Here is a 22,003-nt window from a genome sequence, read left to right as displayed (position 1 = left end):
GTAAAATCAGGATACAAATAATGGGCAACGTACTTCTTTTCATGTTTGTGCTACTCGGGTTGAGCTATATCCCTTTTGCTGGAGGGGATCTTTACGTCGGCCATTTTGTGCATAAAGCCCTGCCTATTTTACTCCTCCTTGGTGTCGTGCTCTTCAAACTGGTAAAAACACGGCAAGCTACTTATGTATTCATCGCGTTAGCGCTGAGTTTTAGTGCCAGTGGCGATATGCTGATCGAATTTAGCTTTTTACATGGGCTTATCGCGTTTGCGTTCGCGCAGTTTTGTTACAGCACAGGTTTCTTTTGTTTTCGTAGTCCGACTAAACACTCTATGCCCTTAGCGGTATTGCTCGGTATAGTTTTCACGTTAGCCATTATATTGGTAGCACCAACCGCAGGTGAATTAAAAATAGCGGTTGCTTGCTACATTGCCAGTTTGGGGCTCATGACACTAACCGCAGCCTATACACTTGCAGCAACCCGTTGGATTATGGTTGGCGCACTGACGTTCACTGTATCAGATGGCCTGATTGGGCTAACGGAGTTTGTGACGCCAATCCCTTATTCCAGTCAGTGGATTATGCTAACCTATTACGCTGCACAACTATTTATCGTGAAAGGTTTTCTGGAGATTGCCGTTGAATATCCAACCCGCCAAACACCCGCCCACGTCCATCAATGAGTTGGTTAAACGCGCCGAGGTGCTTGCTGGACTGAGTTTGGGCGAGCTTGCTAACCTTGCCGACATTCACATTCCAAAGGACTTCAAGCGGGATAAAGGCTGGACTGGGCAGTTGCTTGAGCACTATTTGGGCGCAGAGGCAGGCTCAAACCCAGAGCAAGATTTTCCCGAACTCGGTGTTGAACTCAAAACCATTCCCATCGACGCCAACGGAATGCCGTTAGAAACTACCTACGTGTGTTATTGCCCGCTACAAAACATAGCGGGCATCAAATGGGCGACTAGCAATGTGCGCAACAAACTGGCTTGCGTGCTTTGGATACCCATTGAAGGAAGCCGAGATATACCCGTGAGCGCCCGACGTGTGGCGTCTCCATTTTTATGGTCTCCCAGTCATGAACAGCTTCACGCGTTACAATCAGATTGGGAAGAACTAATGGAGATGATCTCACTCGGAGAGATCGAGAATGTTACGGCCAGGCATGGCGAGGTACTGCAAATCCGGCCTAAAGCAGCCGATGGTAGCGTGCTAACAGATGCAATTGGTTCTAAAGGCACCCTAATTAAAACACGCCCCAGAGGCTTCTACTTACGTAAACAGTTCACAGGCGCGCTACTAGCTCAGCACTTTGGCCTTTAGCCAGAACGCGCCTAGCGTCAATCATGGGTGTGAGGTTGGATTATCTCTTAGCATGGCAACGCCAAGGCCAATAAACCAAAGTATTTGCCCTAACCCAAATAGCGCGGTGGTGATATCAAAAAACGGATTGCCTGATAAAAATGACAATGTCGAGAACAGCGTAAGTACACCTGCCACACTAACTAATGCCCCCCAATAGTGAAGCAGCCGGCTATAGACGTTATGTTTCAATCCGACGTAGGTGATTGCCAACACCCATATTGCACCGATTAGCTCAATGCCGCCACCTAACGCGTCAACCACAATACCAATGGTGCGATCAATCGTTAGCGCTTGTACTGGATCGAGCTCGTGAAATTTAGCCACCGCACTTAAACTGGTAATGAAGATAAAGCTACTGGCAAGAACAAAAGCCGCCCAGATATACCCCACCACAGCGGTGCATGCCATTAGCTCAGGTGCAACGTTTTTCATGCGTTGGTGCAGTGCATGCACCAATACCACCAGCATAAAGCTAAACAAAATACCAATCACAAAGTAGCCTGAAATAAATACATCTCTATTTTCAAGCACAAAAGATAGGTAGCGTTCCGGCGTGTCATACCCTGTGGCGTCAATCAACCCAAAAAACAACACAAAACCAAACAAATACGTACATGCCTCGATAATAGCAGCGATTCCGCCCCATTTTTGAAGTGTCATGATAATTCCAGTCAAAGTTAAGCGTGCCAAGCACAATAATATATATGACTGAACAGTAACATCTTTAAAAAAGCAATGGTGTATGAAAGTGTTTCAAGATATAAATATCGAAAAATCAGTTAGATAATGAATAGTAGGCACGTTGGCAAACGCGCGAAAATCGCGTCTGCCAACATCGATTAGAATGTATGCTGCTGAATTATTGAGGCGTACGCAACACCATCAAGCGAATTTCGGTCATATCTTCGATGGCATAGCGAATTCCTTCCCGCCCAAGCCCCGATTCTTTTACGCCGCCATATGGCATATTATCAACGCGCCAGCTGGGCACATCACCAATCACAACACCACCAACATGCAATTCATCCCAAGCTCGGTACGCTTTATAGATATCACGGGTAAATACGCCAGCCTGCAAGCCAAAAACACTGTTATTGACTTCTTTTAGTGCCGCATCAAAATCAGAGAACGCGCTAAGCACTGATAACGGGCCAAATGCTTCCTCTGCATTTGCCTTTGCGCCATGAGGAACATTTTCAAGCACGCAAGCTTGCAACATAGCCCCCTCTCGTTGACCCCCACATAGCACTGAAGCGCCTTTTGCGGTTGCTTCTTCAATCCAATTTTCTAGCCGTTTTGCTTCCGACTCAGAAATCATTGGCCCGATAAACGTGTCTTCGTCAAGAGGATCGCCATGCGTCAACGCTTTTACCGCATCAACGTAACGGGTCTTGAATTCAGCATAAATAGACTCGTGCACCAGTATCCTTTGCACACTGATACAGCTCTGTCCAGACTGGTAATAGGCTCCTACAATTAAACGATCAATCGCATCGTCAAGATCAGCATCTTCATCAACAATACATGCGGCATTGCCTCCGAGCTCCAGCACGACAGGCTTTTTACCCGCTCGGGCTTTCAGGTCCCAACCTACGTCTGGCGATCCCGTAAAACTAAGCAATTTAAGACGCTCGTCGGTTGTAAATAAATCAGCCCCATCTCGGCTACAAGGTAATATAGAAAAAGCCCCTTCGGGCAAATCGGTTTCAGCCAATATTTCACCAATAACTAGGGCCCCCAATGGCGTACGGCTGGCAGGTTTAAGTACAAAGGTGCACCCTGCCGCAATTGCAGGCGCAATTTTGTGAGCGGCCAAATTCAATGGAAAGTTAAAGGGAGAAATAAACGAACAAGGGCCTATCGGCACTTTTTTGGTCATTCCCTGATAGCCTTTCGCACGCTCGGTGATTTCAAGGTTGATCTGCTCACCATTTATCCTTACGGATTCTTCTGCTGCCACGCGAAATGTATCAATCAAGCGCGTGACTTCGCCCTTTGCATCTTTGATTGGCTTACCTGCTTCAATGCACAGCATATAGGCCAATTCGTCAAACCGCTCTTGAAAACGTTTAACACAATGGTTCAACACTGCCTGACGCTCGTAAGGCTTCATTTTAGCCATCGCCGGCTGACTTTTTTCCGCTGCATCAATGGCTTTATCAATTACGTCGGCACTGGCCATGGCTACTGTCGTCACCGTTTCGCCTGTGTATTTGTTGGTTACCTGCAAATCCTGATTCGCGAATACTGGCTTGCTCGCAAGAAAATAGGGATAGGCTTTTTCAAGTGTTTGCGTTGTCATGCTCACTCCTTTACAGTTTTTCGCTCAATTCACGGATAGTGTGGTTTAGGGTTTTATCGTTCAGGCTATAATCAACCGCCACATCAATCAGATGCACGCCCTCTTCCTCCAAGCAATGTTCTACTTGCTCAATAAGGGCCTGCGTTGATTCTATACGCCACCCTTTGGCACCGTAACTTTCTGCATATTTTACAAATTCCGGATTTCCATAATCCAGCCCATAATCACCAAATTGCATATTGGCTTGCTTCCACTTAATCATGCCATAGGCATTATCACGTAAAATGATCACCACAATGTGCAGGTTTAATCTTACGGCTGTTTCAAGTTCTTGGGAGTTCATCATAAAGCCCCCATCTCCGCACACCGCGATAACCGGCTTCTCGGGATACACCATTTTTGCCGCCATCGCCGACGGCAAACCTGCCCCCATAGAAGCCAGCGCATTGTCTAGCAATAAGGTATTCGGCTGAGCAGCGGGGTAATTGCGCGCAAACCAAATTTTGTACACGCCGTTGTCCAGCGTAACGATACCATCGGCGGGCATCGCTTTGCGTATGTCTTTTACAAACCTTTCTGGCAAAATTGGAAAGCGGTCATCATCTTCTGATTCACCACGATGTTCCGTATACGCTTTGTGGACTTGTTTGAAAAAGCTGAACTCCCAATGAGACTGCCGCGCGATCTTTTCTTTAATCTGCCAAATGCTGTTTGCAATGTCCCCCGTCACTTCTAACTGTGGAAAATATACGGGGTCGACGGTGGCCGTCTCAAAATTGACATGAATAACTTTTGTGCCGCCGTGCTTCATGAAAAACGGTGGTTTTTCCACGACATCATGACCTACATTGATAATTAAATCCGCTTTTGACAATGCCTGGTGCACAAAATCACCATCTGACAATGCCGTGTTACCAATAAACAAATCATCTCGCTCATCTAATACGCCCTTGCCCATTTGCGTTGAGACAAAGGGGATACGGGTTTTGTCTACAAATTCACGTAGCATTTTACTGGTGAGCTTGCGGTTTGCACCGGCTCCAATCAAAATAATTGGTGAGGTAGCCTGTTCAATCATATCTACGGCACGACTGATAGCTTTGTATTCTGCAATAGGGCGACGAACCAAACTCGCTTCCAGCAATTTGGCAGAGGTAGTTTCAGCAGCAATATCTTCTGGTAATTCAATATGAACAGCGCCGGGACGCTCCTCTTGAGCCACTCTGAAGGCTTCGCGAATCACAGACGGAATACGATCGCCACTCACCACTTGCGAGGTATATTTCGTAATCGGTCGCATCATATCGACAATATCAATAACCTGAAATTTACCTTGTTTGCTGGTTTTTATCGGCTTTTGCCCTGTAATAATCAAAATAGGCATCGCGCCTAGCTGGGCGTAGGCAGCCGGCGTAACCAAATTCGTAGCGCCCGGCCCTAGTGTTGACAAGCATACGCCAACTTTACCGGTTAAGCGGCCATAGGTAGCAGCCATAAATCCTGCGGCTTGTTCGTGACGTGTAAGAATGAGTTGAATGGGCGACTCGCGTAATGACTCTAACAAGTCGAGGTTTTCTTCACCAGGAATCCCAAAGATGTATTCCACCCCTTCTGCTTCCAGCGCCCTGACAAATAAATCCGAAGCTTTCATTCCCTCTCCTTAGTTGCATGTAAATTGAACCCGTGCCCATCAGTATAGTTAAAATATTAATGGTCAATGGTTTGTTCAAACATCAAGTCGGTAGAGCAATTTGTAACCTGAATCAGATATTTAGGATCAAAAATGCATTCAAATACTAAAAAACGAGGGAAGGTTAAGATAATTTAATTTCTATTTATTCGGGCTGGTTAGCATTCACGCAAGCTGAACCAACACAGTTCAACGACTACGACTGCCGAAAGACATCTTCTTCGAGTTTGTCATTCTGGTCTTTGCCCATTGCCTGAATATATTTAATAAATACGCCGCTTAAAAATTTTTCAGAATTGAATCCTAAACGTTTGGCGACGGATGACACCTTAGTGTCGGTTTGCATCAACACTTTTTTCGCATATTCGAGGCGATAGTGGTAAATAAAAGCACGGAAGTTTCGGTTTAATATAGACCGCGTTGCAACAGCAAGTGCAACAGGATCAACCTTCGCACTGTCAGCAACCTGACGGATGCGCAGACCTATTTTTTTATAGGCTTTTTGGCGGATTATCGCATCTTCAGCTTTACGTAACGTGTCGCGTAAATACGCGTCACTGTATGCTTGCTTCAACAGTGACTCATCATCAATGGGTGACGGAGAATAACGTCGTCTTTCCATTAACGTAATGAGCGTCAGAAATAATGTTAACGAATACAATAAGTTTATGGTGCTTAACCAAATTGAGGACACCCCCAAAGAAAACATCGCCAGCGCAGTCAATGCTATCGCACCAAACGCCGAGAGCATGATCAGTACAAAGCCCCAATTCACGCGCTGAAACTTATAAAAATGTACATCCACAACCTGCTCAGATAAGTTCTGATGGTAGGTACTAAGCCACTCTAGCGCTTGAACTGTAAGCGCAAGCATAACAAAACCCGCAAATAATACCGGTAAGTAATGCTGCCAATATTGAGTTAGATTACCGACAGGTGGCGCATCAAAGAGAGCTAATTTATCACTCGCAGAAAGCACCAAATACGGAATCTCGCCTAACAACATAAACACAGTTGGCAGATAAAAGCGCCAACTTTTTTGCAGGGGCTTCTCATATAGAAGCTGCCGAACTCCCAACAGTAACCAAGTACATATCAATATGGGTAAAAATTGAAAGCCGCCCGCAAGAGCAATCCATGATTCTGCTCCCCCGTAGGCGCGAATCGCTTCATCTAGCAAGGTGACTGGCCAACACAGTAAACTTAGCAATAAATAAGTCTGATGGGGAAAACGGTCATAACGACTCCAAAATAGAAACATAGGAATCGACCACGCCACCAGCATAAACGTGATGAAATATTGATAGTAAGTACCAACATCAATCATACAATATTGATTACCATAATGTTGATTACCATAATATTGATTACCAGTAAGCGTCTAAACCGAGGGCAACGGCACGACTTTGCTCCATCACATTGAGTAGCGAAGCGACTTTTTCGTCACACCATAGCATTAATTCGTCTTTGCCTTGAATATCGGCCGTATTCAGTTGCGCCTTTAAACTAAATAACGTATTCAGCTCTTCTATTCCGCTTAAAATATCTAGCCAAGGCGCACGAAATTGATCCCGTCGTTCCGGAAACAAGTTACCGAGAATAAACCCAGTGAACAGCGTTTGTCGCAGCATGGATTGCTGCGCGATATACTCGTGGGCATTCAAACGCTTATTACGTGGCATATTTTGCAAAATATTATGCCAACCTTGCGACAACCACCCCTTCGCGTGTTCAATCAACGATGAATCATAGCCAGACGACTCCTGACGCCAGGGTTTATCGTAGAGGGTTCTGGCAATTTTTAGCTGTAAGGCAACATTGTCACGGCTTTCAATACGCTTGTCGGGAGCATAATTTTGTATGATGCCTTCGCTGATACCACGTAAATAGCTCAATAGCTCTGGGTTATTGCTAAGTTTCTTTCTAAATGGCCCCTTTTTAGAACGCAGCTCTTTAATGCTCATTAGCTGCTCAACCCAAAACCAGTCGGTTACTCTCAGCATTAACGCTTTATGTAAATCAAGCATCGTACGACATTGCAACAATGGCAATAATAATGTGAGGGTTTGCAGTAGTAATTGCATGCCCATGACCATATGCGCTAAATCGCGAACTTTTCTATGTTCTAAATAACACGACTCATGGTGCTGCCAATATGCCAATGCGTATTCTGCAGCACGAATAAAGCCCTCTTCGCATGTGGTATGAGGATCGACCGATAGAAACGCATCCATCGCCTTACTGCTAATCGAACGGTTTTTAGCCAACATGTAGCCTCTAGCCGCCTTACTCATATTGCCTACACGCGCATTAGTAACATCGCTCAAGCGTTCTGCTAGCTCAAAAATCAAAGATACATCGCCTTGCTTAAGTTCTAGCTCAACTTCACTGATGGGAACAGATTGTTTGTCGACACGAATCGTACCAAGGTCGCACACCAACTCGATGATTCCTTTGTCACCAAAATCAAGCAAAAACTCAGAACGGGTAAAATCAGTGGTAAATAACGGCTGAATGCGCTTTTGAAGGTCATCTACCGACAGCGACTCAGGAAATATCTCTCGGTCGAACAAGCTAAGATCTGGCTGTGGCTCGCGAATATCGACGTTATATTCAGGGCGGCTATGCAAACCTGCCACGACTTTTCCGGCGGTTTTGATAGTTTGTTCAAACTTACCATCACGGCCTCGAATACGAAGGCCAATGTCATGGCGACGTAAAAGATTATCAGGAGTATCGTAATACTGATTAAACAATGTGTACTCCGAGCGGGTGACTTTGGCGTCAAGTGAAGGCAGAAATCGATTTTCTATCTGTGATTTCGCATCACCGCTCACAATAAGTTTTAGTTCTAATTCTGTAGCCATTTAAACCAAGGAATATCGCCAATAATGATCAAAATCATAACACCAAATCCTTGTTCACAGTGAAGAAAACCACAGAATACGCTTAAATTAAATCGAAGCTTGCCTTTATAAGCATCAATTAATACCATCTATGTCATCACTGGAAGACATGTAGAAAAAAATGCGTCTATTAATTGCTATTTTTTCGTTGATGTTTGTGAGCCTTTCTGTGAATGCACAGGACTCGGAACAAACGAACAACGAAACAGACGGTGAAGTCCGTTATATTACCGATGATCTGTACACTTACCTTCATGCAGGTCCTGGCCGAAACTACCGAATTTTAGGTTCAGTGTTAGCCGGAACAAAAGTCATTCAATTGCAGTTTGATTCAGAGAATAATTTCGCTGAAATTATCGATGACAAGCAGCGTACGGGGTGGGTAGATGCAAGCTTTATTACCCAAAGCGAAAGTCTCCGAGAGCAGCTACCTGAGTTGCAAGAATCATTGAAACTTACCAGTTCAGGTTTGAATGAGGAAAAACAATCTAACGACTTATTGAATCAGCAAATAGAAGATCTTCGCTCTCGGAATAACCAATTACAGAGTGACTTGAACGCGCTGACGGCAAGTAACAACGAACTTAAAGCTAAACTGCAAAATCAAGACAAGTCAGAACAAATGGAATGGTTAACCCGTGGTGGTATTATTGCCCTAATCAGTGTGATTATCGGTGTTATTATTGCCTATTTGCCGAAAAAACGACGCCGAAATGATCAATGGATGTAGTGGTTAGACCATTACGCTATTTACTAGAAAACGCTTACTAATAAAGGCGTTAGCCATCTATCTAAGTAAAACAAATGACGCCTGAATAACAATTCAGGCGTTTTTTCTTGTTTCAATCATTGTTCCTATGAAACCCTGCGCTTATACTCCGCAAAATTTTAACTGTTGCATCGGGAGATGTGCGCATCATGTTCAAAGCGAGCGAACTCAAAAAACCTGACTATCAACTGCCCTCTTTGAGTGAGTTGGAATCGATAATTTCAGATAATTACATCGTCGACGAAAATGCCTATTTGCAAGAGTTGCTCTCTCTTATAGAGCGCGACCAAGGGTCAATGAGTGCAATCAAAGAAGATGCAACAGATCTGATTAGCGCAGTCAGAAAAGAAGCAAAAGGCGGAGACGGTATCGACGCGTTTTTGCAGCAATACAGCTTAGACACCACCGAAGGTGTCATTCTCATGTGTTTAGCAGAAACACTATTACGTATTCCCGATGCAGATACCGCTGACGCACTTATCAAAGATAAGCTGTCAGGCGCAAATTGGCGCAAACACCTAAAAAGCAGTGATTCTTTGTTGGTAAATGCGTCGACGTGGGGGTTAATGCTTACAGGTAAAGTCTTTCGGTTGGGCACTGATCAAACGAAAAGCGGTGAAACCTTACTAAATAAAATGATCAGCCGCTTGGGTGAGCCAGTTGTTCGTAACGCCATGTATGCAGCAATGCGAATCATGGGTAAGCAATTCGTGCTTGGTCGTACCATCGACGAGGCGATTAAAGCTAGCCGCAGCCAGCGTAAAGATGGCTACACCCATTCATACGATATGCTCGGTGAAGCAGCCTACACCATGGAGGATGCGAAAAAGTATTACGATGCTTACGCCAATGCGATCCGTAAACTGGGTGTCCAGAATATTAACGATACTTACCCACTTCCACCGACAATTTCAATTAAACTATCTGCTCTTCATCCACGCTACGAAGTCGCCAATGAAGCGCGCGTGTTAAATGAAATGTCTGACACCGTTATTCAACTTGTGGCCTTGGCTCGCGAGCAAAATGTCGGTGTTAGCATTGATGCCGAAGAGATGGATCGCCTTGAGTTATCTCTGAAACTAATCGAAAAAGTTTATCGTAGTGATGCTGCCAAAGGATGGGGAAATCTAGGGGTAGTGGTGCAAGCTTACTCAAAGCGTGCCCTTCCCGTATTGATGTGGTTAACACAATTGTCGAAAAGTCAGGGCGACATCATTCCAGTCAGGCTGGTAAAAGGCGCTTATTGGGATACTGAAATTAAAGAATGCCAGCAAATGGGTCTAGACGGTTATCCGGTATTTACACGAAAAGCCGGCACCGATGCCAGTTACCTAGCGTGTGCGCGTTTCTTACTGTCTGAGCAAACTACCGGTGCCATTTATCCGCAGTTCGCAACCCATAATGCTCACACTTTAGTGTGTATTCGTAAAATGGCAGAAAAACATAATCGTGAGTATGAGTTCCAGCGTTTACACGGCATGGGCGAAGAGCTCTACGATACTGTCATATCACGTACTGACAATCTTAACGTTAGAATCTATGCGCCCGTGGGCGCGCATAAAGACTTGCTGCCTTACTTGGTGAGACGTCTTCTAGAAAATGGCGCAAACAGTTCCTTTGTACACAAGCTTGTCGATCCTAAAACGCCAATCAGCACACTCGTGGATCATCCTGTAGAAACATTGGCTCAACAACCCACACTTGCAAACCATAAAATTTGCCTGCCCACCGATATTTTTGCTGACAGACGTAATTCACAAGGAGTTAATTTGAATATTAATAGTCAACATCACGCCTTCATGGACAAAGTGAAATCTTTCTATGGCAAAACATGGACTGTCGGCAGCATCGTAAACGGTAAAACCCTGACATCAGGCACTAAGCATCAAGTGAGCATGCCACAAAACAAGAGCGTGACGGTTGGTCATATTCATTGGGCTAATGAAAGCCAAGCAAAAGACGCTATCAACATTGCTCATGCCGCCTTTCCTGTTTGGTCGCGTACTACAGTGGAATCGCGTGCGCTTATGCTTGAAAAGTTGGCCGATCTATTAGAACAACACAGTCACGAGCTGATTGCACTGTGCAATATGGAAGCAGGAAAAACGTTGCAAGATGGCATTGATGAAGTACGCGAAGCCGTGGATTTTTGCCGTTACTATGCGCAACAAGGCCGTGCATTGTTTGCCTATGAGGGGCCGCTTCCAGGCCCAACGGGCGAGCGCAATGAGCTATTTAACGTGGGTAAAGGCGTATTTGCGTGTATTAGTCCTTGGAACTTCCCGCTAGCCATTTTCTTAGGCCAAATTGCCGCAGCATTAGTGACAGGTAATACTGTGGTCGCCAAACCCGCTGAACAAACCGGCATTATTGCTTATAGAACCGTTGAATTGGCCCTTGAAGCGGGCATTCCAGCGGACGTATTGCACCTATTACCAGGTGGTGGTGATGTAGGCGCAGCACTTAGCCAAGATCCTCGCGTGATTGGCGTGTGCTTTACTGGCTCAACCCAAACAGCCAAGCGCATTAATATGGCGCTGGCAGAAAAAGATGGCCCGATATCGACACTTATTGCAGAAACCGGTGGTCAAAACGCCATGATCGTAGATAGTACTGCGTTGCCAGAGCAAGTCGTTAGAGACGTGATTGCGTCTGCGTTTACCAGTGCTGGCCAGCGCTGCTCCGCATTGCGCGTGCTCTATGTGCAAGAAGACATTGCTGATCGCATTATCGAACTGTTGCAAGGTGCAATGAAAGAGATGGTTGTGGGCGATCCTCTAGATTATCAAACCGATGTTGGCCCCGTAATTGATGCAGCGGCGCAGCAGAGTCTTAACGAACACATTGCACGCATCCGAAAAGAAGGCAAGCTAATCGCAACGGTTCCAGTTGATGAATCGGTTATGGCGAGCGGTACATTTGTGCAACCAACAGCGGTAGAAATTACGTCTATTGATCAATTAGAAAAAGAACATTTTGGTCCAATTCTTCACGTTATTCGTTTTAAAGCAAAACACTTGAATGACGTCATTGACAATATCAACGCAACAGGCTTTGGGCTGACGCTCGGCATTCATTCCAGAAACGAGTCACTGGCTATGTCGATTGCAGATCTGGTTAATGTGGGCAATGTCTACATTAACCGTAACCAAGTGGGTGCTGTGGTTGGCGTACAACCATTTGGTGGCCAAGGCTTATCGGGCACTGGCCCTAAAGCGGGTGGCCCACATTATCTGACGCGTTTTATCACAGAAAAAACGCGCTCAAATAACATCACAGCAATTGGTGGAAACACCACGTTATTAAGCTTAGGCGACTAACGCTTACAGGTAATGACTTCAGTAAGGCCGGATATTTCTGGCCTTTTTCTTTTTTATTCTATCGCCCCATCTGTTTTTGCGTCCCCTTTTCTTAACATTGTGTCTCTTGCTCAGAATTAACAGCCTATACTTGTATTAGAGTGAAATAAAACACCATGCCTGTGAGCCCCTAAGAGCGTTACAGTATTTTACACGGAGCAATACGCATTATGCCCTACGACATCACCCTTTACGCCAATTGGGTAGCCATTCAATACAGTGGTGTGGTAGACGCAGCAGATGTTATTGCATCCGTGAAAACCGACGAGTTTATGAACGGGTTAGAGTCACTGCACAAAGTCATATTTGATTACTCCAATGCAAGCGAAGTCAATTTCAGTCACGAAAATATCGCTGAATTTGCAGTGCTAGGCAGAATTCTAGGGAGCATTAATGACAATGTTCATGCCGTATGTATTCCATCATTAAGCAATAAACGAACAGATCGTGCGCGCTTATACCAAGAGCAAGCATCGACAGACAGTTGGCATGTTCACATCGTTGAAAGCAGAGAAGAAGCCGAAGCACTAATGCGAAAGCTTTAATATCAAATACATCACACCACCTTTAAATCAATCTCGACTTTCTCTATAGAACAAATCTGCTACCATGGTTTTATCAACCTTGCTATCCATAGCAACTATTTGCAGTATGCCACCAGATCACAGCGTACTTATCTGTAGTGCCAATAAGGAGTTTTATGCCACCTCTTGAATCTTTGCTCGCATTCGCCTTAGCCGCACTCATTTTAAGTTTGTCACCCGGCCCATCAAATTTGTACATTATGGCGCGCGCGCTTGGGCAAGGGTATCAAGCAGGTGTTGCCGCCGCAGGAGGCATGGCAATCGGCTCGTTAACATATGCACTGGCAACGGCTCTCGGTCTTGCAGTTGTGTTTACCTACTCCCCGATGGCGTATCTTGCAATTAAAGTGGGCGGAGCCGGATACCTCATTTATCTCGGTTGGAAATACATTCGTTATGCGCAGGTAGCCTCCCCCGATAAACCTCATGTGTCATTTTTAGCGCCCAAAGCCATTCTGAAACAAAGTTTTATCGTAGAAATGACCAACCCCAAAACAGCCCTGTTTTTACTTGCGTTTTTGCCTCAATTTGTTTCTGAAAATCATGGCAACGTGATATCGCAAATGCTCGTGCTTGGCTGTATTTACACTTGCATTGCACTAGCATCGGATTTGTTTGTGGTATTTTTATCCAGACAGGTAGGAAAATGGCTGGCAACGCATCCGCGCTTTTCATTCTGGCAAGAGCGTATTTCTGGCTCTATATTGATGTTATTGGGGAGTCTGATTATGCTTGAATCCATAAATGAGAATACGCCATTTTCTGAGAATGCGTCTACCTCGAATTGATCGCCTGATGTGCAAGGAGGCTTTTCATGTACTGGCTCGCCAAATTTTTTAAAATCCTTCATTCGGCGTCATCACCATGGCAAATTGCCTTTGCAATAGCGCTAGGAATGATACTGGGATTAACGCCGCTTCTGCGACTTCATAACCTTGTAGTCGTGTTGTGCATTCTCTTTTTCAGAGTAAATTTAACCGCAGCTCTGGTTTCATGGGGAGCATTTACCTTAATCGCGTATTTGTTCGATCCTTTGATGATCGCCGTAGGTGAAGCGCTGTTAACCGCCCCTTCGCTTCATAGCGTTTGGCAAAGTGCGTACAATTCAAGTATTGGTGTATTGTCACAATTTAATCACACCCTGACATTAGGAAGCCTAGTCGTTGCCATGGTGCTTTTTCCCATTGTGGTCATTACCAGCAAAATACTGGTGGTCAAATACCGTGAGCGCGTTATGGAATGGATAAAAACCTTGAAAATTGTCGAGTTCATTAAAGGAACGCGCATCTATAGCCTTTATGAAAAAATGGAAAGTTAACAGATGAAGAATGTTATTCGCTGGTGGGGACTGACTGCCTTTTTCGGTTTTGTTGGGCTGATTGCACTCATCGTGTGGGCATTTCTTGATACATGGATTCGATTAGCTGCCGAGTCAGGTTTAGAGTCAGCCGTAGGGGCAGAAGTGAACATTGAACGTGCCGCGCATCAGTTTTCTCCTTTTAAAATCGCTTTATTCGATATTCAAATAACCGATGCCGCCCGCCCGAATAGGAATAAAGTTCAGATTGAGCAGCTAGACGCAGAGGTACAACTTTCTCCTCTATTAATGAAAAAAGTTATCATTGAGAGCTTGAATGTCAACAGACTACGCTTTGGCACAGAGCGTAGCTCTGCCGGCGAGGTGTTTCGCTCACCAGGTTCTAGTCCGTTCTCTACAGAGGCTCTATTCGGCGACCTGCCTGAAGCGCCTTCAGTGGATGACGTATTAGCACGCTCACCGTTAGAAACAACACGCGTTGCTGAGTCACTAGAATCTGCTTTTCAAGATCACAAAACGCAGGTTAAACAGGGGTATGCAGCCCTTCCTAAAAAAGACACACTTGAGGAATACAAAGCGCAACTGAAAGCGCTGACAGAAAAAGAATATAAGACGCCCGCTGACATTCTCAGTGCAAAAGAAGAATTCGAACGCATTAAATCAGCCTTGCAAGAAGATAAAGCCCGCATTTCTGCCTTCAAAAACGCGGTGTCGAATGCAAAACAAGATATCGCGCCTAAATTGTCGCAATTGAAACAAGCCCCTGAAAATGATTTCAACCGATTGAAATCTGCCTTTGCTGGTGATCATGCTGCCATTTCTGAAGTGACTGAAATGGTGTTTGGCCCCAAAGCCAAGCAATGGACAGAGTACGTGTTACTTGCCACAGATACGCTTGCCCCAGCGATGAATAACCAGCACGAAGACGCTCAGCAGCAACAACGCGAAACGGGGAGATGGATAATCTTCGAAGATGACGGTTCTATGCCTGATTTTTGGATTAAACATGCCAACATAACAGTACAATATCAAGGACAAAACATTGCGAGTGAATGGTTTGATATCACTCAACAGCACGACATCATCGGCAAACCTACCCGTTACACCGCCGATGCCGGACGCTCTCCTTTGTTCAACGCAGTCTCTTTAAAAGGTGAGTTTGCTTTAGGTGATGCAGGATTCAATGGGCAGCAGCAATGGCAAGTAGACGAACTCGCTTTGCCCCAAGGAACCCTGATTAACAGTGCTAAGTTAGTATCGTCGCTTCTGGAAGGAAAATTAACGACATCAGGCAGTGTACGCCTTAAAGACAATCAACTGAGTGGCAACGGCAAAGCCAATCTGAGCCAGCTGGCTATTCAAGCAAAAGGCGAAAACAAGCTAACGAATGTTATCGCCTCGACGTTATCGGGCCTTAACTCATTACAAATTGATTCAAAAATTTCTGGGAATATTCATTCGCCGTCATTTCAATTTTCCTCAAACTTGGATAAGCAGTTAGCCAGTGCGTTAGTTACTAATTTGTCACCCGAACAAACCCAGAAGATCGAAGAGCTAAAACGCCGCCTTAATCAAAAAGCGAATTCACTCCTAGGCACAAAGGACGATGAATATTTACAATGGTTACAGTGGGAAGAATTAGCAACAGGCGATTTAACCAGCATTGAAAATATGCTCAAAACTAAATTAGATGATGCCATTCAAAAAGAAAAAAATAAGCTAAAAGACAAACTGCTGGATAAATTGTTTGGCGACAATGAATAGCGCTTCGCTGTGCCGCTGGCTATACACATCAAACCTCGGCATAATGCGTACCTAACGGTATTTAGCGAGGAGGTAGCAAAAGATGAAATGGCTAACAGCATTGTTGCTGGTACTTTTGTGTATGCTCCAATACCGACTTTGGTTTGGAAAGCATAGCATTCCCGACTATGTAGCGATGGAAAAAGAAGTGCAGGATTTACGTAAACAGAACGCAAACCTAAAGCAACGAAACGAATTGCTACAAGCAGATATTAATGATTTAAAAATTGGCCTCGAAGCGATTGAAGAGCGTGCCCGAAATGAACTGGGTTTAATCAAGCGCGGAGAAACCTTTTATCGTATTTTACCCTCAGAACAATAGTTTACATGCATAACAAACCGATATTTGACGTAATCGTTCCAGCTGCGGGAGTCGGCAAGCGCATGCGAGCCGATAGACCCAAACAATATTTAACGATTCACGGACAAACCTTATTAGAGCACACGCTAAACAACCTGCTTTCGCACCCTCAAATCGGACGCGTGATCTTGCCTTTACATCCGAGCGATCCCTATTTTGATGCCCTCGACATTGCCCACCACCCTCGTGTACACAGAGTTGCAGGCGGTAAAGAGCGAGCTGATTCTGTGCTGTCAGGCCTTCAAACAGACGATTCCAGCCCATGGATATTGGTGCATGATGCAGCACGTCCGTGTTTGAAGCACAGTGACCTAAACAAGTTACTCGCACTTGCTGAACAAGGCACTGAAGGGGGTATTTTGGCAACGCCGGTACGTGATACGATGAAACGAGCCAAAACACACATGCCAAATACGGTGTCTCATACCGAAGACAGAGACGGGCTTTGGCATGCGTTAACGCCCCAATTTTTCCCCAAAGCGCAATTACTCACCGCGTTGCTAAACGGTTTATCTGCGGGTTCAAACATTACTGATGAAGCTTCGGCCATGGAGCAAGCTGGTTTCACCGTAAACTTAATTGAGGGTTGTAGCAGTAATATTAAAGTTACACGGCCAGAAGATCTTGCTCTGGCCGAATTTTATCTTAATCAGAGGACATCCTAATGCGCATTGGTCATGGCTATGACGTACATAAATTTGGCGGACAAGGTCCCATCACCATTGGTGGCATTACCATTGACTACACGCAAGGACTGATTGCCCATTCAGATGGCGATGTAGCCTTGCATGCGTTGTGCGATGCGCTGCTAGGCGCAGTGGCATTGGGAGATATTGGCAAGCATTTCCCCGATACTGACGACGCCTACTCAGGTGCAGACAGCAAAGACCTATTAAAGCATGTGTATGGTTTGGTCACTAAAAAAGGCTATACACTCGGCAATGCTGACATAACCATTATTGCCCAAGCTCCCAAAATGGCTCCCCATATAACTGCCATGCAGGCGACTATCGCTGAGGTGCTTAATTGCGATACAGACCAGGTAAACATTAAAGCCACTACAACAGAGAAGCTTGGCTTTGTTGGCAGGAAAGAAGGAATTGCGACCCATGCGGTTGTATTGCTAGAGAGAAAAAACGCGTGAATTTAACCACAGATCATTGGCAGTATTTGCTATCAGCGCCAAACGCGACTGGCACGTTAAAGTCATCGCCAGATGATTTTATCGTAAAAGAAGAATTGGGCTACCAACCCATCGGCGAAGGTGAACACATCTACTTGTGGATCGAAAAAAACGAACTGAATACCGCGTTTGTCGCAGAGGCTATTGCAAAATATGCCCAATTACCGCTGCGCGCCGTTTCTTATGCAGGCAGAAAAGACAAGCATGCTAAAACCTACCAATGGATAGGCGTGCATAAGCCTGGTAAAGAAGATATCGACTGGCAAGGTTTACACCTTGATGGGCTGCAAATCCTTGAAGCAAAACGCCACAATAAAAAGTTGCGCACGGGTGTTTTAAAAGGGAATCACTTTACGATCACTCTCCGTGATATTAAAAACGCAGAAGACTTACCTGATAGAATTGCAAAAATAACGCAAACTGGGGTACCAAATTACTTCGGTGAGCAACGATTTGGCAGCAGCCGACACCACCCTCAGGGCGGCAACCTTGCGTTAGCAGAAATGATGATGGGTGGCGAAACCATTCGTAACAGAAATAAACGCTCAATGGCCATTTCAGCCTTACGCTCTTGGCTGTTTAATGAGTTTGTGTCAAAGCGGCTAGAGCACGGTATTTTTGATACCGTTCTTGAAGGGGATGCTATGCAGCTCAGTGGTTCCAACAGCTTTTTTACTGCTGATGTGGTTGACGAACACTTACTCTCACGTGTTGAACAACGCGACGTCATTGTCACGGCGCCAATGTGGGGAGAAGGTCCGCTTCAATCAAAGGAAGCGGCGAAAGACTTCGAAACGCAATGTGCTGGCAGTTACTCTGACCTAACGAATACCCTTGAAGCACTTAAATTGTCTCAAGAGCGCCGCGCAATTCGCTTATATGCGTCGAATCTGGATTTTACACTTGCAGACGATACACTTACGATAAGCTTCTCGTTGCCTTCAGGCGCATTTGCAACCAGTGTATTACGTGAGTTGATTACGACGCAAAGTGGAGACAGGGAATGAAAATACTACTAAGTAACGACGACGGTGTTTTTGCAGAAGGGCTCTCTTGTTTGCATGACGAGTTGGCGAAGCTGCACGATGTGACGGTAATTGCACCTGATAGAAATTGTAGCGGTGCTAGCAATGCCTTATCGCTTCATCAACCCTTACGAATCCAGAAAATGAAGAACGACTTCTACTCCGTTAACGGCACGCCATCAGACTGTGTTCATGTGGGTATTAACCAATTTTTAGAAGAAGACCCTCAACTCGTTGTGTCTGGCATCAACCACGGAGCGAACTTAGGCGACGATGTTATCTATTCTGGTACTGTTGCCGCAGCCACTGAAGGACGCTATATGGGACTCCCTGCCATCGCTGTGTCGCTGGCCAGCAAGAGAGGGGAGCATTTTCAAACGGCTGCCAAAGTGGTGTGTGATATGATTGAACACCTGATTGCTCATCCGCTCCCTGCTGACCAAATTTTGAATATTAACGTGCCTGACGTACCATACGAGCAGTTAAAAGGCGTGGAAGTCACACGCCAAGGACGCCGACACAGAGCTGAATCAATGGTGAAAGATACCGATCCTTTTGGACGAGATATATACTGGTATGGCCCAGCTGGCAGCGAACAAGATGCTGGCCCTGGAACAGACTTTCATGCCATCGCGCGAGGCTATGCATCTGTAACACCATTAAGTGTTGATATGACCGCGTATAAAAGCCTTGAGGCCATGCAACATTGGTTAAAAAAGAAATATAATAATTCAAGCAATAAAGAACAGTAAGAACGAATCGGAATCACGACAAACATGATATCTACCAGCAGAAAAGGAGAAGCATTAGCACAACTTCTTCACCAAGAAGGTATTCAAAACTTACACGTGCTCAATGCGGTGGCCTCTACCCCTAGAGAGCGCTTTTTGCCTGATGCATTAATGCACAAAGCGTATCAAAATACTGCACTTCCGATTGGGCAGGGCCAGACAATTTCACAGCCTTACATTGTCGCTAAAATGACAGAGTTGCTGCTTGAAAGTGAAAACAAGCCTAAAACGGTGTTGGAGTTAGGCACCGGTTCAGGCTATCAAACTGCTATTCTTGCTCAGCTATTCCAGCACGTCTATTCGGTTGAGCGCATCAAAGCGCTACAATTCCAAGCCAAGCGACGGATGAACCAGCTTGATTTGCATAATGTATCCATGAAGCATGGTGACGGCTGGAACGGTTGGCCTTCAAAGGGCCCTTTTGATGCCATTATCGTGACCGCCGCTGCCAAAGAAATTCCAGAAGCCCTTTATGCTCAGCTCAATGAAGGAGGACGATTAGTCATTCCGGTTGGGGAAGACACACAATCGTTACTTTGCATTACGCGCACAGACGGAGAGTTCACGCAAAAGGTCGTTGAAGCGGTCCGTTTTGTGCCTCTTGTTGCTGGCGACATCATTTAGTTTTTATCGTTCGGAGCCTTTAAAATATGGAAATAACTCCCTCTCGCTCATCATGGCGTGATTATTTAAGCGTTGCAGGCAAAGGCATGATGATGGGGGCCGCTGATGTCGTTCCTGGCGTATCAGGTGGAACTATCGCTTTTATTACAGGGATTTACGAAGAGCTGATTTACTCATTAAAGCAGTGTGGCCCGGATGCGCTGAGACTACTGATGCAACAAGGATTCGGGGCTGCGTGGCAACACGTTAATGGCAACTTTTTGGTCGCACTGTTTTCGGGGGTGATATTGAGCATCCTGACGCTAAGCCGCGGTATTCTTCATTTACTTGAGCATTATCCTGCTATGTTGTGGGCATTCTTCTTTGGGCTGATTGTGGCTGGAGTATGGTCCGTGGCTCGCCATGTAGACAAATGGAACCTACCTAGAGTACTCACATTTATATTGGGTGCCTGTGTGGCGTACTTTATTACAACCCTGACGCCAACCGCGACAGAAGCCACACCACTCTTTGTATTTTTAGCCGGCTCTATTGCCATATGCGCCATGATATTACCCGGCATCTCTGGTAGCTTTATTTTGTTATTACTTGGGTTGTATGCCCCTATATTTACAGCAGTAAAAGAGCTCAACCTAATCATCATTGGCTTATTTGGATTGGGATGCATTGCAGGCTTATTGAGCTTTTCTCGTGTCTTGAACTGGATGTTCAACCATCAAAAAATGCTAACCCTCTCTTTACTGAGTGGGTTTATGGTGGGTGCACTCAATAAAGTTTGGCCGTGGAAAATCACACTTGAAACCACCATAAACCGTCACGGCGAGGTGGTTCCACTCGTAGAGAAAAACGTACTTCCTGCGGTTTATGAACTCAATACCGGATTGAACGCCAACGCCCCACTTGCCTTTGGCCTACTGTTGTTAGGCATTGTATTAGTGATATTAATGGAAAAACTCGGTAGAGTTCATGACGAACAAGCGTCTTAATCCGACAAAGAGACTTGCAGAAATTTTCGACGTAGTGACAATTGTGCTTCGTCTTCTGCATTTATGAGGTAACACACTTAATATGAAAATCCGTTCAACGACTTTTTCATATGCACGTTGTGTTATTTATCTCATGACGCTGTATTTAGTAAGTGCATGTAGTAGCCGAACCACGCCAGCCCCCGTTGTAGAAGTTCATTCAGGTAAAACAGTCTATGATCGTAAACAGGGCTCTTACGCAAAAGATGAATACATCGTAAAACGCGGGGATACCTTATACTCTATCGCTTGGATAAGTGGCAATGACTACAGAGATTTAGCGCGTTTTAACAATATTGCCCCCCCTTATGAGATTTATCCCGGCCAGCGGTTGAAAACCAAGCAGCGTGTTAGTAATACGCCAAAACCCTCACCCAAGCCAAGTGGTCAGACCTTAACAAAAAATTCACAAATTCCAGTTGACCGTACCAACAAGCAGGCGTATGGTAATTCACGAACAGGTCAAAAATTAGCCAAAAAACAACCTTCTAGTGCGTTTCCTCAACGTGTAGAACGGTGGCAGTGGCCGGCGAAGGGAAAGGTGATAAGCACCTTCTCCAGCCGAGCACAAGGGAACAAAGGCGTTGATATCGCGGGCAACCGTGGAACACCAATCAAGGCCGCCGCTGCTGGCAAAGTCGTATACACAGGAAGTGCTTTAAGGGGATTTGGTCGATTGGTGATCATCAAGCATTCAGATAAATTTTTGAGTGCATACGCTCACAACGAGAAAATACTCGTAAAAGAGCAACAATGGGTATCTGCTGGGCAACAAATAGCGACAATGGGTGATAGCGATGCTGATCGCATCATGCTTCACTTCGAAGTGCGCTACAAAGGAAAATCTGTTGATCCACTTAGGTATTTACCAAAGTAAACATAATTCAAATAACAATAA

General features: G+C 45.2%; 21 protein-coding genes. 16 read left to right on the top strand and 5 right to left on the bottom strand.

Annotated elements, in window-relative coordinates; translation table 11 throughout:
* Nucleotides 1-20 precede the first annotated feature (20 nt).
* Both OE749_RS08000 and mutH read left to right on the top strand, forming a co-directional pair.
* Nucleotides 21-683 carry a lysoplasmalogenase gene (locus OE749_RS08000; protein WP_263711913.1) on the top strand — a complete coding sequence of 221 codons (663 nt, stop codon included), beginning with the start codon at nt 21-23 and terminating at the stop codon, nt 681-683.
* Nucleotides 646-1,323 (top strand): DNA mismatch repair endonuclease MutH, encoded by a 678-nt coding sequence (mutH, locus tag OE749_RS07995; protein ID WP_404828149.1) that lies wholly within the window; start codon nt 646-648, stop codon nt 1,321-1,323. Before OE749_RS08000 ends, mutH begins: the two co-directional genes overlap by 38 nt.
* A gap of 21 nt (nt 1,324-1,344) precedes the next feature.
* Here the strand turns inward: mutH and OE749_RS07990 are convergent, their stop codons facing one another.
* The 5 genes from OE749_RS07990 to OE749_RS07970 all read right to left on the bottom strand — a co-directional run bounded on the left by OE749_RS07990 (nt 1,345) and on the right by OE749_RS07970 (nt 8,224).
* Nucleotides 1,345-2,025: a DUF4386 family protein gene (locus tag OE749_RS07990; RefSeq protein WP_263711911.1), complete on the bottom strand. Its 681-nt coding sequence runs from the start codon at nt 2,023-2,025 to the stop codon at nt 1,345-1,347.
* A 199-nt stretch (nt 2,026-2,224) separates the two neighbouring features.
* Nucleotides 2,225-3,667, bottom strand: a complete 1,443-nt coding sequence (locus OE749_RS07985) for an aldehyde dehydrogenase family protein (RefSeq protein WP_263711910.1) — start codon at nt 3,665-3,667, stop codon at nt 2,225-2,227.
* Between the two features lie 10 nt (nt 3,668-3,677).
* Entirely contained in the window at nt 3,678-5,318 is a 1,641-nt protein-coding gene (locus OE749_RS07980) for an acetolactate synthase large subunit (RefSeq protein WP_263711909.1), read from the bottom strand.
* A gap of 235 nt (nt 5,319-5,553) precedes the next feature.
* Nucleotides 5,554-6,684, bottom strand: coding sequence for a helix-turn-helix transcriptional regulator (locus tag OE749_RS07975; protein ID WP_263711908.1), 1,131 nt, complete (start codon nt 6,682-6,684; stop codon nt 5,554-5,556).
* 40 nt (nt 6,685-6,724) lie between these two features.
* On the bottom strand, nt 6,725-8,224 hold the full coding sequence (locus OE749_RS07970; RefSeq protein WP_263711907.1) for a CYTH domain-containing protein: 1,500 nt from the start codon (nt 8,222-8,224) through the stop codon (nt 6,725-6,727).
* Nucleotides 8,225-8,384: 160 nt separating this feature from the next.
* Here OE749_RS07970 and OE749_RS07965 point away from each other — a divergent pair, with 160 nt between their 5' ends.
* The 14 genes from OE749_RS07965 (at nt 8,385) to OE749_RS07900 (ending at nt 21,982) form a co-directional block, all read left to right on the top strand.
* Nucleotides 8,385-8,993, top strand: a complete 609-nt coding sequence (locus OE749_RS07965) for a TIGR04211 family SH3 domain-containing protein (protein WP_263711906.1) — start codon at nt 8,385-8,387, stop codon at nt 8,991-8,993.
* A 188-nt stretch (nt 8,994-9,181) separates the two neighbouring features.
* Nucleotides 9,182-12,352, top strand: a complete 3,171-nt coding sequence (gene putA / locus OE749_RS07960; RefSeq protein WP_263711905.1) for a bifunctional proline dehydrogenase/L-glutamate gamma-semialdehyde dehydrogenase PutA — start codon at nt 9,182-9,184, stop codon at nt 12,350-12,352.
* A gap of 209 nt (nt 12,353-12,561) precedes the next feature.
* Nucleotides 12,562-12,936: a hypothetical protein gene (locus OE749_RS07955; RefSeq protein ID WP_263711904.1), complete on the top strand. Its 375-nt coding sequence runs from the start codon at nt 12,562-12,564 to the stop codon at nt 12,934-12,936.
* Nucleotides 12,937-13,091: 155 nt separating this feature from the next.
* Entirely contained in the window at nt 13,092-13,763 is a 672-nt protein-coding gene (locus OE749_RS07950) for a LysE family translocator (protein WP_263711903.1), read from the top strand.
* Nucleotides 13,764-13,789: 26 nt separating this feature from the next.
* Nucleotides 13,790-14,293, top strand: a complete 504-nt coding sequence (locus OE749_RS07945) for a TIGR03546 family protein (RefSeq protein ID WP_263711902.1) — start codon at nt 13,790-13,792, stop codon at nt 14,291-14,293.
* A 3-nt stretch (nt 14,294-14,296) separates the two neighbouring features.
* On the top strand, nt 14,297-16,057 hold the full coding sequence (locus OE749_RS07940; RefSeq protein WP_263711901.1) for a TIGR03545 family protein: 1,761 nt from the start codon (nt 14,297-14,299) through the stop codon (nt 16,055-16,057).
* Between the two features lie 82 nt (nt 16,058-16,139).
* Complete coding sequence (ftsB, locus tag OE749_RS07935; RefSeq protein WP_263711900.1) at nt 16,140-16,418, top strand: cell division protein FtsB; 279 nt, start codon at nt 16,140-16,142, stop codon at nt 16,416-16,418.
* A gap of 5 nt (nt 16,419-16,423) precedes the next feature.
* Nucleotides 16,424-17,122: a 2-C-methyl-D-erythritol 4-phosphate cytidylyltransferase gene (gene ispD / locus OE749_RS07930; RefSeq protein ID WP_263711899.1), complete on the top strand. Its 699-nt coding sequence runs from the start codon at nt 16,424-16,426 to the stop codon at nt 17,120-17,122.
* On the top strand, nt 17,122-17,601 hold the full coding sequence (gene ispF / locus OE749_RS07925; protein WP_263711898.1) for a 2-C-methyl-D-erythritol 2,4-cyclodiphosphate synthase: 480 nt from the start codon (nt 17,122-17,124) through the stop codon (nt 17,599-17,601). Before ispD ends, ispF begins: the two co-directional genes overlap by 1 nt.
* Nucleotides 17,598-18,647, top strand: coding sequence for a tRNA pseudouridine(13) synthase TruD (truD, locus tag OE749_RS07920; RefSeq protein WP_263711897.1), 1,050 nt, complete (start codon nt 17,598-17,600; stop codon nt 18,645-18,647). Before ispF ends, truD begins: the two co-directional genes overlap by 4 nt.
* Complete coding sequence (surE, locus tag OE749_RS07915) at nt 18,644-19,417, top strand: 5'/3'-nucleotidase SurE (protein ID WP_263711896.1); 774 nt, start codon at nt 18,644-18,646, stop codon at nt 19,415-19,417. Before truD ends, surE begins: the two co-directional genes overlap by 4 nt.
* Before the next feature lie 24 nt (nt 19,418-19,441).
* Nucleotides 19,442-20,080, top strand: coding sequence for a protein-L-isoaspartate(D-aspartate) O-methyltransferase (locus OE749_RS07910; RefSeq protein WP_263711895.1), 639 nt, complete (start codon nt 19,442-19,444; stop codon nt 20,078-20,080).
* A 26-nt stretch (nt 20,081-20,106) separates the two neighbouring features.
* Nucleotides 20,107-21,066, top strand: coding sequence for a DUF368 domain-containing protein (locus OE749_RS07905; protein WP_318527869.1), 960 nt, complete (start codon nt 20,107-20,109; stop codon nt 21,064-21,066).
* A gap of 82 nt (nt 21,067-21,148) precedes the next feature.
* On the top strand, nt 21,149-21,982 hold the full coding sequence (locus OE749_RS07900; RefSeq protein WP_263711894.1) for a peptidoglycan DD-metalloendopeptidase family protein: 834 nt from the start codon (nt 21,149-21,151) through the stop codon (nt 21,980-21,982).
* Nucleotides 21,983-22,003: the final 21 nt, after the last annotated feature.

This window comes from Fluctibacter corallii, from assembly GCF_025751585.1.
Classification (GTDB): domain Bacteria; phylum Pseudomonadota; class Gammaproteobacteria; order Enterobacterales; family Alteromonadaceae; genus Fluctibacter_A; species Fluctibacter_A corallii.
This window is presented reverse-complemented; position numbering and strand designations above follow the sequence as displayed.